12 protein-coding genes are annotated in these 12,730 nt (G+C 41.4%); 10 read left to right on the forward strand and 2 right to left on the reverse strand.

All coding sequences use genetic code 11. From position 1 onward, the window contains the following. The first annotated feature begins 5 nt into the window (after window positions 1–5). The 8 genes from hutH to M1F14_RS11450 all read left to right on the forward strand — a co-directional run bounded on the left by hutH (window position 6) and on the right by M1F14_RS11450 (window position 7,805). On the forward strand, window positions 6–1,538 hold the full coding sequence (gene hutH, locus M1F14_RS11415; RefSeq protein WP_042844535.1) for a histidine ammonia-lyase: 1,533 nt from the start codon (window positions 6–8) through the stop codon (window positions 1,536–1,538). Between the two features lie 98 nt (window positions 1,539–1,636). Beyond that, on the forward strand, window positions 1,637–3,028 hold the full coding sequence (locus tag M1F14_RS11420; RefSeq protein WP_042844533.1) for an amino acid permease: 1,392 nt from the start codon (window positions 1,637–1,639) through the stop codon (window positions 3,026–3,028). Between the two features lie 211 nt (window positions 3,029–3,239). Continuing rightward, a complete protein-coding gene (prmB, locus tag M1F14_RS11425; protein ID WP_042844532.1) occupies window positions 3,240–4,172 on the forward strand; it encodes a 50S ribosomal protein L3 N(5)-glutamine methyltransferase in 933 nt (310 codons plus the stop codon). Window positions 4,173–4,285: 113 nt separating this feature from the next. Continuing rightward, on the forward strand, window positions 4,286–5,374 hold the full coding sequence (aroC, locus tag M1F14_RS11430) for a chorismate synthase (protein ID WP_042844529.1): 1,089 nt from the start codon (window positions 4,286–4,288) through the stop codon (window positions 5,372–5,374). A gap of 151 nt (window positions 5,375–5,525) precedes the next feature. Further along, window positions 5,526–6,329, forward strand: a complete 804-nt coding sequence (locus M1F14_RS11435) for a TSUP family transporter (RefSeq protein ID WP_042844527.1) — start codon at window positions 5,526–5,528, stop codon at window positions 6,327–6,329. A gap of 17 nt (window positions 6,330–6,346) precedes the next feature. Beyond that, window positions 6,347–6,895 (forward strand): elongation factor P hydroxylase, encoded by a 549-nt coding sequence (locus tag M1F14_RS11440; RefSeq protein ID WP_042844526.1) that lies wholly within the window; start codon window positions 6,347–6,349, stop codon window positions 6,893–6,895. A gap of 28 nt (window positions 6,896–6,923) precedes the next feature. Then, a complete protein-coding gene (locus tag M1F14_RS11445; protein WP_042844523.1) occupies window positions 6,924–7,196 on the forward strand; it encodes a YfcL family protein in 273 nt (90 codons plus the stop codon). A gap of 84 nt (window positions 7,197–7,280) precedes the next feature. Next, the gene (locus M1F14_RS11450) at window positions 7,281–7,805 is read left to right on the forward strand and encodes a GNAT family N-acetyltransferase (protein ID WP_225832957.1); all 525 of its coding nucleotides are present in this window, start codon (window positions 7,281–7,283) and stop codon (window positions 7,803–7,805) included. 27 nt (window positions 7,806–7,832) lie between these two features. On the opposite strand, the gene mnmC is transcribed toward M1F14_RS11450, so the two are convergent. Then, the gene (gene mnmC, locus M1F14_RS11455; protein ID WP_181468604.1) at window positions 7,833–9,869 is read right to left on the reverse strand and encodes a bifunctional tRNA (5-methylaminomethyl-2-thiouridine)(34)-methyltransferase MnmD/FAD-dependent 5-carboxymethylaminomethyl-2-thiouridine(34) oxidoreductase MnmC; all 2,037 of its coding nucleotides are present in this window, start codon (window positions 9,867–9,869) and stop codon (window positions 7,833–7,835) included. A 203-nt stretch (window positions 9,870–10,072) separates the two neighbouring features. Here mnmC and fabB point away from each other — a divergent pair, with 203 nt between their 5' ends. Both fabB and M1F14_RS11465 read left to right on the forward strand, forming a co-directional pair. After that, window positions 10,073–11,287, forward strand: a complete 1,215-nt coding sequence (gene fabB / locus M1F14_RS11460; protein ID WP_042844516.1) for a beta-ketoacyl-ACP synthase I — start codon at window positions 10,073–10,075, stop codon at window positions 11,285–11,287. Window positions 11,288–11,452: 165 nt separating this feature from the next. Next, window positions 11,453–12,253, forward strand: coding sequence for a hypothetical protein (locus M1F14_RS11465; protein WP_181468603.1), 801 nt, complete (start codon window positions 11,453–11,455; stop codon window positions 12,251–12,253). Between the two features lie 13 nt (window positions 12,254–12,266). On the opposite strand, the gene M1F14_RS11470 is transcribed toward M1F14_RS11465, so the two are convergent. Then, window positions 12,267–12,728: a hypothetical protein gene (locus M1F14_RS11470; protein WP_071548194.1), complete on the reverse strand. Its 462-nt coding sequence runs from the start codon at window positions 12,726–12,728 to the stop codon at window positions 12,267–12,269. Window positions 12,729–12,730 lie beyond the last annotated feature (2 nt).

Below are 12,730 nucleotides of genomic sequence, written 5' to 3' on the forward strand. Positions count from 1 at the left end.
CATTAATGACTAAACTAACTATCCACCCAGGAAAAATGACACTCGAAGATTTGCGCATCGTTTTTGAACAGCCAGTGACTGTCACATTAGATAAACGTGCTCATGCCGTGATTGAAAAAAGTGTAGCAACAGTTAATAAAATTATTGCTGAAGATAGAACTGCTTATGGTATTAACACTGGGTTTGGTTTGCTAGCCAATACGCGTATTGCTACGCAGGACTTGCAGTCATTACAGCGTTCTATCGTGATGTCACATGCGGCTGGTGTGGGTGACCCTTTAGATGACGAACTAGTACGTTTGATCATGGTGTTAAAAATTAATAGCTTAGCGCGTGGCTTTTCAGGAATTCGCCTCGAAGTAATCAATGCTTTAATTGCCTTAGTCAACGCACAGGTTTACCCGTTTATTCCTGCTAAAGGTTCAGTCGGTGCATCAGGTGATTTGGCACCTTTAGCCCATATGAGCTTGATTTTACTCGGTGAAGGAAAGGCTCGTTTTGAAGGTAAATGGATATCAGCCAAAAAAGCGTTAGAAAAAGCAGGGCTGAAGCCTTTAACGCTTGAAGCAAAAGAAGGCTTGGCTTTATTAAACGGAACCCAAACCTCCACTGCTTTTGCCCTTAAAGGGTTATTTGAAGCTGAAAAACTACTACTTTCAGGGATTATTTGTGGGGCATTGAGTGTAGAAGCGACATTAGGTTCGCGTAAACCTTTTGATGCTCGAGTACAAGAAGTGCGAGGGCAAAAAGGGCAAATTGATGTCGCAGCCATGTTCCGAGAGGTATTATCATCAAGCAGTGAGTTGGCAAAGTCGCATGAAAACTGCGTGAAAGTACAAGACCCTTATTCACTGCGTTGCCAGCCACAAGTTATGGGAGCTTGCTTAACTCAAATTCGCCAAGCGGCTGAGGTGATTTTAATCGAATCAAATGCGGTATCAGATAACCCTCTGGTGTTTACGGATAACGGCGATATCATTTCTGGGGGCAATTTCCACGCTGAGCCAGTTGCGATGGCGTCAGACAACCTTGCTTTGGCATTAGCCGAAATCGGGGCTCTATCCGAGCGTCGTATAGCGTTATTAATGGATACCCATATGTCACAGCTTCCTCCATTCCTCGTGAATAATGGCGGCGTGAATTCTGGCTTTATGATTGCTCAAGTCACTGCAGCTGCATTGGCAAGTGAAAATAAAGCGTTAGCACACCCTTCGAGTGTCGATAGCTTACCGACTTCAGCAAACCAAGAGGACCATGTTTCTATGGCACCTGCTGCGGGGCGTCGTTTGTGGGAGATGGCGAAAAACGTCACTGGTATTCTTGCGATAGAATGGCTTTCTGCATGCCAAGGGATAGATTTTCGTGAAGGGTTAAAATCTAGCGAAGCACTCGAAAAAGCGCGTAAAACGTTACGTGAACAGGTCGCTTATTATGATAAAGACCGTTATTTTGCACCGGATATTGAAGCTGCCATTGATTTAATTAATCAACATAAACTTTCAAAATTATTTACGAAAGGTGCTGTTTTCCCTAAATAGCACTGGTAGTACATCAAGCCAATAAAGGTGGCCGGCAACGTATCGGCCGCCTGAAGTATTTATCTACACGACTAATAAAATAATACGAAGGATAAATCATGCAAAGCACATCACAACTTGCGCGAGGGCTTTCTGCGCGTCACATCCGATTTATGGCTTTAGGTTCAGCGATTGGTACAGGTTTATTTTATGGTTCAGCAAAAGCAATAGAAACAGCAGGCCCGGCGGTACTGCTCGCTTATATAATAGGGGGCGCCGCGGTGTTTATGGTCATGCGCGCATTGGGCGAGATGGCGGTACATCGTCCGCTTGCGGGGTCGTTCTCACAATATGCTAGCCATTATTTAGGTGCTCGAGCTGGCTTTTTTGCTGGATGGACATATATATTTGAAATGATTATTGTTTGTCTGGCTGATGTCACCGCATTTGGCGTATATATGAAACTCTGGTTTCCTGATGTCGCTCAATGGATATGGGTGCTAAGTATCATATTCTTTATTGGTGCTATTAATTTGTGTCACGTGAAAACGTTTGGTGAAATGGAGTTTTGGCTTTCCATCATTAAAGTGGTCGCCATTATTGCGATGATAGTGGGTGGGGCTGCCATCATGATGTTTGGTTTTGGCCAAGCGGCTGACCATGCGGTTGGGGTGTCTAATTTATTTATCCATGATGGGTTTATGCCTAATGGGGTTGGAGGGGTGATAGCCTCTTTTGCGGTAGTGATGTTTGCATTCGGTGGAATTGAAGTGATTGGGATCACCGCCAGTGAAGCAAAAAACCCTGAAGTGACTATTCCACGCGCCATCAATGCTGTTCCTATCCGTATTTTGTTATTCTATGTTTTAACGCTCTTCGTTTTAATGTGTATTTATCCGTGGAATCAAATTGGCCAGCAAGGTAGTCCATTTGTACAAATATTTGACAGTTTAGGTATCCAATCTGCTGCCAATATCTTAAATGTTGTGGTGATCACCGCAGCGATTTCTGCGATCAACAGTGATATTTTCGGCGCAGGGCGCATGATGTATGGTATGGCACATGAGGGACAAGCACCGAAAGCCTTTACCAAACTGACAAAAAACGGTGTGCCTTGGATGACGGTATTAGTCATGGTGCTGGTATTATTGGTCGGAGTTGTATTGAATTATGTTATTCCTGAGGATGTTTTTGTTATCATTGCATCAATAGCAACGTTTGCAACCATCTGGGTGTGGCTAATGATTTTACTAGCTCAGTTTGCGATGCGTAAAAAAATGACGCCAGAAGAAGTGAGTAAATTAAAATTCCCTGTTCCTATGTGGCCTGTGGCGCCTATTTTGGCGATAGCTTTCATGGTCTTTATTTTTGGTGTGCTCGGGTATTTTGAATCCACGCGTATTGCCTTATATGTAGGGGTTGTGTGGTTGGCACTTTTGGCTATTGCTTATGCGGTTTGGGTAAAGAAACCAGCTAAGGACGTTGAGAAGCTTGTGCAAAATGAAGGCTAGAGATATCACTTTTCTCATCTAAAAGACTAGGTTACTTAACGCCCTTTAATTAAAAAGGGCGTTTTTATTTTTAATTTATAGCGAAAATGGTGTGCTAGCTAAAGGTTGTTGGTGATTTTATTGCATTAATCTGCTGATTTGTCTTTCACTTCGTGGCAAACTTTAGTTATTCAAATATTCCCTTTCAAAAAACAGGCTGGAGAAACCCTTCTTGGAAAAGATCTTCGTTGATGAAGCTGTTGCAGAACTTCATACCATTCAGGATATTTTACGTTGGACGATGAGTCGTTTTAATGCTGCCAATGTGTATTATGGTCACGGTACAGATAATCCGTGGGATGAGGCGTTGCAATTAGTGTTACCGACACTTTATTTGCCTCTAGACCTACCAGATGAACTCCTGACATCTCGCCTGACACCAACAGAACGCCATCGGATTATTGAGCGTGTTCTGCGCCGTATTAATGAACGCATTCCTGTTGCCTATTTAACTAACCGTTCGTGGTTCTGTGGGCACGAATTTTATGTTGATGAGCGGGTATTGATCCCTCGTTCACCTATTGGGGAGCTTATCAATAACCATTTTGTTGGCCTATTAACTGATGAACCTCAAGCGATATTAGACTTATGTACGGGTAGTGGCTGTATTGCAATTGCTTGTGCATATGAATTCCCCGAAGCAGAAATTGATGCCGTTGATATTTCGGCGGATGTGCTCGCGGTCACTGAGCAAAATATCGCTAGCCATGGTTTGGAGCATCAGGTTGTGCCTATTCGCTCCGATTTATTCCGCGATATGCCTGAAGTTAAGTATGATTTGATTGTTACTAATCCACCTTATGTGGATGCAGAAGATATGGATGACCTACCTGAAGAGTTTCGTGTAGAGCCGGAACTTGCCTTAGCAGCTGGCAGTGATGGGCTAAAGTTAGTGCGCCGTATTTTAGCTAATGCCCCACGGTTCTTAACGAAAGAAGGGGTATTAGTGTGTGAGGTTGGCAACAGTATGGTGCATTTAATTGAACAGTACCCTGATATTCCATTTATTTGGCTGGACTTTGAATACGGTGGTGACGGGGTGTTTATGTTAACGCGTGAACAGCTTGTTGAGCATCATGAGCACTTTGCGCTTTATATTGATTAATCAAGGGTTGCGTGATTTCTCATAATCATGTAATCAATAACAATTACATAACGATTAACAGCAAACAACACACGTCTTGGTAATACAAGAGCGGCTTAGAATAGGAAACTTCGATGGCAGGAAATTCAATTGGGCAACTGTTTCGCGTAACGACCTTTGGTGAGTCACACGGGGTGGCATTAGGTTGTATTATCGATGGTGTTCCCCCTGGTTTAGCTCTAACAGAAGCTGATTTACAAAAAGATTTAGACCGGCGTCGTCCTGGGACATCTCGTTATACAACGGCACGTCGTGAACCTGACCAAGTGAAAATTTTATCAGGTGTATTTAATGGGGTAACGACGGGGACAAGTATTGGTTTATTGATTGAAAATACGGATCAACGTTCCCAAGATTATGGGGCAATTAAAGATGTTTTTCGACCCGGCCATGCGGATTACACCTATGAGCAAAAATATGGCCAACGCGATTACCGCGGTGGTGGTCGCTCGTCTGCAAGGGAAACGGCAATGCGCGTTGCTGCGGGGGCTATTGCTAAAAAGTATCTACAAGAAAAGCTAGGGGTTCAAATTCGTGGTTGTTTAACACAAATGGGCCCGATTGCATGTGAAATTAAAGATTGGTCCATCGTTGAGGAAAACCCGTTCTTTTGCCCTGATCCAAACCAGTTAGATTCACTTGATGAATTATTGCGTGGTTTAAAGAAAGAGGGGGATTCAATCGGCGCTAAAGTGACTGTGGTTGCTGAACATGTTCCTGCGGGGTTGGGGGAACCGGTATTCGACCGTTTAGATGCAGATTTAGCCCATGCTCTCATGAGTATTAATGCGGTTAAAGGCGTAGAAATTGGTGACGGTTTTGGTGTTATTGCGTTAAAAGGCAGTGAAAATCGCGATGAAATTACCCGTAATGGTTTTACCTCTAATCATGCTGGCGGTATTTTAGGCGGCATCAGCAGTAGCCAACCGATTGTTGCCCATATTGCGATGAAACCAACATCGAGCATCACGGTATCAGGTAAGACGTTGAACCGTTCTGGTGAAGAAGTTGAAATGATCACCAAAGGGCGTCATGACCCTTGTGTCGGTATCCGTGCTGTACCTATTGCAGAAGCGATGATGGCCATTGTTTTAATGGATCACTACTTACGTCATCGTGGGCAATGTGCTGATGTTACTCCTACGATGCAAGCATTTGATTAATTAGTAAAGGTTGATGCTATAACCCGTGAGCGGGGCGGTCTAGTCGCTTACGGGTGAGAAAGGTTTGGATGAAGCCTACTTAAAATACCTCATCTGGGTTGTGATATACTACATATCAACATCATGATATTTCTCATCTTTGGATTGTAAAATGGATTGGCTAACCGCCGTTGCGCCTGAAGTTTATGCGTTACTCTTCTTTGTTGCACTTTTCGCTGGTTTTATTGATTCAATAGCAGGGGGCGGGGGCTTGTTAACCATTCCAGCCCTGTTATCTGTCGGGATCACTCCTGTTGAAGCATTAGCAACCAACAAATTACAAGCCGTTGGTGGGTCATTCTCTTCAACCCTTTATTTTGTTAGACGTAAAGCGATAGATTTACGAGAGCAAATATTTCCGTTCATTATGACGATGATTGGTGCGATGTTAGGCGCCATCGTTATTCAAATGATTGATACTGCGTTTTTAAAGCAACTGCTACCGGTTCTTGTCATTTGTGTCGGTTTATACTTCTTATTAACGCCATCGATTGGGGTACAAGACCGTCAACAGCGTATTAGTATGCCTTTTTTTGGTGTTGCCATCGGTATGACGCTAGGTTTTTATGATGGTGCATTTGGGCCCGGTACGGGGTCATTTTTAGCATTGGGTTACGTGTTATTACTTGGTTATAACCTCGCTAAAGCAACGGCTCATGCTAAGTTACTGAACTTTGCTTCCAACTTTGGGTCTTTAGTCTTCTTTATTATCGGAGGTCATGTTCTTTGGGTACTCGGCTTTGTTATGCTTATTGGCCAAATGGTGGGTGCACGCTTAGGTGCACGGTTAGTATTGACCAAAGGACAAAAACTGATCAGGCCAATGATTGTGGTTATTTCGTTATTAATGAGTATTAAGTTACTCCATGATAGCCATGGCGATGTGATAAAAGCTTGGTTTCTCTCATTATTTTAAGATGATTTAAATTATTCATGAGTAAATATAACTATCAAGATCTAATTGATATTTTTGATAAATGTTTTGGTGAAAGTTATAACACCAAATTGGTAAAAGGGGATGATGAACCCATTTACTTACCTGCGGATGAGTCTGTTCCTTATCATCGTATTGTTTTTGCGCATGGTTTCTTTACTAGTGGGTTACATGAAATTTCACACTGGTGCATCGCAGGGGAAGCCAGACGCCAGCAAGTCGATTATGGCTACTGGTATTGCCCAGATGGACGAGATGAAAAAACGCAGAGTGAGTTTGAAGTGGTTGAAATTAAACCCCAAGCTTTAGATTGGTTATTCTGTGTTGCGGTTGGTATTCCATTTAATGTCAGTTGCGATAACTTGGAAGGGGATTTTGAGCCCGATCGTATTGCCTTTATGCGTAAAGTGCATGCACAAGTGATGGTTTATTTAGAAAATGGTATCCCTGAACGACCATTATGCTTTATTAATGCGTTACAATCGTTTTACAATACGCCACCTATTTGTGCAGAAGACTTCCCTTATCCGGAAGATATTTTTGCCTAATGAAAATACATTACAGTAAGGATTAAGCATGCTTGCGGATTTAGAAACACGCATACTGACAAAAATTGATGATATGGTTGAACACGCTAACGATGATGAATTGTTCGCTGGTGGTTATTTGCGTGGTCACTTAACCCTTGCTGTGGCAGAGCTGGAGGAAGAAAACCAAACTGGCTCTGACGCTTTATTCCAACGCGTTGAAGAAAGTATTCACACTGCAATCAAAGCGGGTGAATTGACACCACCGGACCAAGTGCTGGTCTTGGACATGTGGAAAAAATTACTGAATAACGCAATATAACCCATCGATTTATGATCACAAGCGGGGGAACCCGCTTTTGGTTCACACTTTAATACTATCACTTTCCTCATTTATAATATGTATATGACCCGCTTAGCTGTACCAGACGATGCCAAATATCTCCCCGCAGTGGAATTATCCGCAGGGCAAACATTCGCTAACCATGAAAAATACCGTTGGGTTGCTGAGGGGGAAGGGCAAACGGAACAAGAACACCTTGCTTTTATTCATCAGCAGCTTGAATGGGTTGCTGTCAATAACGATGGTGAAGTAGTGGGGTTTATCAATGCAGAAAAGCACAGAAATAGTTTACATATTTGTGAGTTATCTGTTTGCCAAAACTGGCAAGGTCAGGGAATTGGTCGGCAATTAATCAAACGGGTATTTGAAGCCACATTGTCTTTACAGCTACAGTTTGTGACATTGACAACCTTTCGTGACGTACCTTGGAATGCCCCTTATTATCAACGCTTAGGTTTTGATATCATTGATAATGACAAGCTAACCATTGAGTTGAAAGCGATTTTACAGAGTGAAGTTGATATGGGGTTTGCACGGGAAGATCGCTGTGCAATGGTTATCTCATTAAATGAACTTGCAGCTAGCTAATGAATGGCAGGCTGCAAGGTATTGGTTTCAATAAGGGGTTTTTACTTTACGCCCTAATAATAACTTTCTAACCCAAAAACGGTTCGGATGAAGCTCTGCGAGGGTTTCGTCATCCAAAGGTAGAGGTTCAGCAAAAATTTGTGCGGCGAGAAGTTCAGCACAAAGTGGGGCAGTTGATAAGCCTCGGGAGCCTAGGGCACCGAAAATAAATAAATTTGGGTGCATAGGTGCAGGGCAAATAGTCTGATTTTTGGCTATCTGAGAGGGTAAATCTTGGTAGACTTCCATATGTTTTTCAAAATCAGGCACATTCCCTAATAGCGGGAAGTGGTCACGGATAACACAACGTACCCCTTGACGTGAATGTTTGTGTGAAATATCAATATCGTTAGGCCAAGTAACATCCGGCAGGTTATCAATCAGTTTTTGGCGGTTCCCCTGTTGTTCTTCTTCGCTATAGTTTAAATCCAGATGCTCCCTTTGGTAACTTGCACCTAAACAATGTTGCTGCCCAGAAGCATCTGCAGGGGTTAAATAACCTTCAAAACACAACACATTTTTTAATTGTTGTAGTGTTTCATTGGTTGGGATGTGGCTAACTTGCCCTCTAACAGGGGAAATAGGTAAATTAACAGTTTGCGAAAATTGGCGCAGTTTGTGCCCATTGGCAATAATAACGGTGGAATGAGTAGATATTAACGTCTGTTGGGGGGTGTTTATCAGCAACTGCCAGTTATCACCATCAGGCTTAAGTTCGTTAACATCGTGTTCAAAATGGAATGTGACACCCTGTTGGTGTAAATATTGTTGTAAGCTTTCACAGAGTTGAGCAGGGCACAACCAACCACCGGTAGCATAGTGAATTCCACCATGGTTGACATCAATACCACAAAGGTCACTCAGTTGCTGGCGGTTTCTACCAATAGCAAAATCGGTGGGCCAGTCGGTTTCTAGCATGCCCGCTATTTTATTAGCAACTTTATCGTTATAAGCTAATTGGCTGACTCCACACCATTGCCCGTCAAACTTAACTCCCTGTTTTGCCAATTGGTGATAAAAGCGTGAAGCAAAAGGAAAGGCACTAATAAAAAAACGCTCAAGTGGGTCATTATTACCTGTTAGTAATGGGTAAATTGCGCCTTGGCGGTTGCCTGAAGCATTTTGTGCGACTTGCGAGTCTTTACAGTATAAGGTGACTTTTGCGCCACGTTTTAGCAAGGTGTAAGCTGCGGTGAGGCTTGCAAGGCCACCACCAATGATTGCAATGTCTGTTGGGTTATTAGCTTTTTCTCTTGCAAACCAAGGTGTTAAGTTTTCAGTTTCTTTTTCTATCATTATGCCAGTTAGCATTTCACGTTTTTTACCAAAGCCTTTGACTTTTTGAAGAGTAAAACCTGCTTGCTGTAACCCTCTTTTGACAAAACCTGCGACGGTAAAGGTCGCAAATGTACCATTAATACGGGCTAGTTTAGCCATTGTAGCGAACAAGTGTTCGCTCCACATTTGTGGGTTTTTTGAGGGGGCAAAACCATCTAAAAACCATGCATCTATCTTATTGTTTAGATTGTTTTTTAGCTTAGATATTTGCTCATTAACATCACCAAACCATAAGTCCAGTACAACATCGCCATTTTGTAAGGTCAGACGGTGGTTTCCGGGTAATGCTTGAGGCCAGTTGTCACACAGTGATTGTGATAGGTCGTTAAGTTCAGGCCAGCATTGGTGAGCTGTGATTAAATCGGGCTTTGATAAGGGGTACTTTTCAAAGCTAATAAAGTGTAAACGCTGCAGTTTTGCGTGTGGATGCTCGGCTTTAAATTGGTTAAAGGATTGCCATAATGCTAAAAAATTCAACCCTGTACCAAAGCCTGTTTCGGCAATAACACAGGTTTTGAATGGGTGAGTATTGAAACGTTCAGGAAAAAGATTTCCTTGCAAAAAGACATGACGAGACTCTTCTAAGCCATCTTGGTTAGAAAAATAGATGTCTTCAAATTGTTCGGACATCGGTGTGCCTTCTTCATTCCAGCTAAGGCGAGCAGTTTGTACAGCACGTTTGTTCACGATAAAGCCTACTATGACCTAATAATCAGTAAATTTTAACGCTGTTATGAGTGTAAGGCTACCTTCATAAAAAAGTCTTATTACAGTCACAAAGAAAAAAAATACAAATATTTACCCTGATCGGACTTGTTCAGCGTACAAGTGTAAGCTAAAGTGACAACCTGTAATCCCGCAATCATATAATTATAGACATGAGGTAACGAATGAAGCGTGCAGTCATCACTGGTCTAGGTATTGTTTCCAGCCTTGGTAATAACCAGGAAGAAGTACTGGCTTCTCTGAAGGAAGGTCGTTCCGGGATCACTTTCTCAGAAGAATTCAAAGAGGCAGGGCTACGTAGCCATGTCTGGGGTAATGTCAAAAACTTAGAGCTGAAAGACCTGATTGACCGTAAAATCTTTCGTTTTATGAGTGATTGCTCTGCGTATGCTTATTTATCTATGGAACAAGCAATTGCTGATTCGGGTTTAGCAGAAGAACAAGTTTCAAATTTACGTACGGGTATTGTGGTCGGTTCTGGCGGCGGTTCTCCGCGTAACCAAGTTGCTGGCTCTGATGGTATGCGTGCGAAAGGTTTACGTGGTGTTGGTCCTTATATGGTGACCCGTGCAATGGCATCAGGTATTTCAGCTTGCTTAGCCACACCATTTAAAATTAAAGGTGTTAACTATTCAATTAGTTCAGCGTGCTCAACATCTGCACATTGTATTGGTCATGCAGTTGAATTGATCCAACTAGGCAAACAAGATGTAGTTTTTGCTGGTGGTGGTGAAGAGCTGAGCTGGGAAATGACCTGTGAATTCGATGCAATGGGCGCATTGTCAACTAAGTTCAATGAAACGCCAGACAAAGCATCAAGAACTTACGACCAAGACCGCGATGGTTTTGTTATTGCCGGCGGCGGCGGTATTGTAGTAGTTGAAGAACTCGAGCACGCTTTAGCGCGTGGTGCACATATCTATGCTGAAATTGTCGGTTATGGTGCAACATCTGATGGTGCAGACATGGTAGCACCTTCAGGTGAAGGCGCGGTACGTTGTATGCAAATGGCGATGCAGGGTGTCGATAAAATTGATTACATCAATACACACGGTACATCGACACCAGTCGGCGATACCAAAGAGCTGGAAGCTATCCAAGAAGTTTTTGGTAGTAATTCCCCTGCGATTTCTGCGACAAAAGCGATGAGTGGCCACTCATTAGGGGCGGCAGGTGTTCACGAAGCAATTTACAGTTTATTAATGCTAGAGCATGGCTTTATTGCACCAAGCATCAATGTCGAAAATTTAGATGAAAAAGCCCATGGCCTGAATATCGTCACGAAACCAACAGAACAAGTGTTGGATACAGTGATGTCAAACAGTTTCGGCTTTGGTGGTACTAATGCCACATTGGTGATGAGCAAATACAAAGCGTAATTTGTTTTAGGCTAAACAATTAGAAAAAAGCGAGAACTCTGGTTCTCGCTTTTTTTATAAATATAAAAAGGAGAATAGCTGTGTCATTTTATTAAATTATAGAAATGATTAACATGAGATACTCTAGCCAATTTCTGAAAACAAATAGCCTAGAGGTGTGTAAATATGAATGTTAAATCTTTTTTCTTAACGTTAAGTAATAGCTCGACTAAAATAAGTAAGGAGTATGAAAAAAACAACAGTGATGCAAATAAGAAACTTTTATTAAAGACAGTAATTTCAAAAGTGAAAAATGTTTATAAGAAATGTGCTTTGGATGTCGAGATAAAAGATAAGTTAAAAATCAATAAACAGATTAATATATTGAATGATGTGCTTAATATAAGGCCTGTTAAATCTAAAATAAGCGGTAATAATATTATTAACTCTATGGAAGTTAAGTCTCATAGTATGTCGGATAGTATAGCATTACATTATGACTCTTCAGATTGTCAATTGGAGAAAACAGATATAAATAATATTATTTTTAATTGGGAGGATAAAAAAACCTTCAAACCTAGCAGTATTAACGCAGACTTTTCTAACTCTACATTATCAGACATGAGAATTGCATCAAGTGAACAAACTCCACTAATTAGAGCGGATTTTTCTAATGCAACGCTTAATAATGTAGATATTAAGCTACCTATTAAATTAGATGTTAATTATAATTTCGATAAAGCAAAGCTGAATAATACAAGGATTGAATTAGATATCCCTAGTGGGGAGTTAAGTCAACTTAATTTATTGGCGTTATTTGGTGATGATAATCACTATTCTAATAATGTATTCCAGTCAGTATTAACAATTAATGATAAAAAAATTAAAAATGATTTATTGAGTAAATTAAAAAAATCCTTTGATTCAAATATTAGATATTTTGACAATAAGCATGATATAAAAGATAAGTTTTTAAGCAGTATCTAAAAGGTATTGTTACTTAATCGCCACTAGCGCCATCACTTCCCCCTGAATCGGATGATGAGCAATCAGTACTGGAATTATCATTTGAACAAAAATGATTGCTAGCACGATGGGAATTGTCGCTAGTGGTACTTTCATAAACTGGGGGGACATAACGGGTATTTGATGAGGATGACGTTCTGTGGGAAGCAATGTCTTGGTAGTTTTTTTTCACTTCAAATATTTGGCTTTTCCCTTTCGACCAACCAATAGTCACAAGCGTCGTATTTTTCTTGACGCTGATATGCAGCATTTTTCCACAAAAAATATGCATTTTACCCAGTGCTTTTATTTGGATATAACCGCTGTCTTTTTCTGTGATAGTCACGGGTTTCTGGCTATGGATGGTGTAACGGTCACCATGAATATCGATGGTGACTGTATACGCTAATGGTTTCGGCTGGATATTAAAAAGGACAAAAAGTAATCTATCGAACATTG

Source organism: Providencia sp. PROV003, from assembly GCF_045040775.1.
Taxonomy (GTDB): Bacteria; Pseudomonadota; Gammaproteobacteria; order Enterobacterales; family Enterobacteriaceae; genus Providencia; species Providencia huashanensis.

What these genes read in the sequence shown, in the direction of transcription:
- hutH (WP_042844535.1), top strand. Translation starts at nt 6, where the DNA reads ATGACTAAACTAACTATCCACCCAGGAAAAATGACACTCGAAGATTTG.
- M1F14_RS11420 (WP_042844533.1), top strand. Translation starts at nt 1,637, where the DNA reads ATGCAAAGCACATCACAACTTGCGCGAGGGCTTTCTGCGCGTCACATC.
- aroC (WP_042844529.1), top strand. Translation starts at nt 4,286, where the DNA reads ATGGCAGGAAATTCAATTGGGCAACTGTTTCGCGTAACGACCTTTGGT.
- M1F14_RS11435 (WP_042844527.1), top strand. Translation starts at nt 5,526, where the DNA reads ATGGATTGGCTAACCGCCGTTGCGCCTGAAGTTTATGCGTTACTCTTC.
- M1F14_RS11440 (WP_042844526.1), top strand. Translation starts at nt 6,347, where the DNA reads ATGAGTAAATATAACTATCAAGATCTAATTGATATTTTTGATAAATGT.
- M1F14_RS11445 (WP_042844523.1), top strand. Translation starts at nt 6,924, where the DNA reads ATGCTTGCGGATTTAGAAACACGCATACTGACAAAAATTGATGATATG.
- M1F14_RS11450 (WP_225832957.1), top strand. Translation starts at nt 7,281, where the DNA reads ATGACCCGCTTAGCTGTACCAGACGATGCCAAATATCTCCCCGCAGTG.
- fabB (WP_042844516.1), top strand. Translation starts at nt 10,073, where the DNA reads ATGAAGCGTGCAGTCATCACTGGTCTAGGTATTGTTTCCAGCCTTGGT.
- M1F14_RS11465 (WP_181468603.1), top strand. Translation starts at nt 11,453, where the DNA reads ATGAATGTTAAATCTTTTTTCTTAACGTTAAGTAATAGCTCGACTAAA.
- M1F14_RS11470 (WP_071548194.1), bottom strand. Translation starts at nt 12,728, where the DNA reads ATGTTCGATAGATTACTTTTTGTCCTTTTTAATATCCAGCCGAAACCA.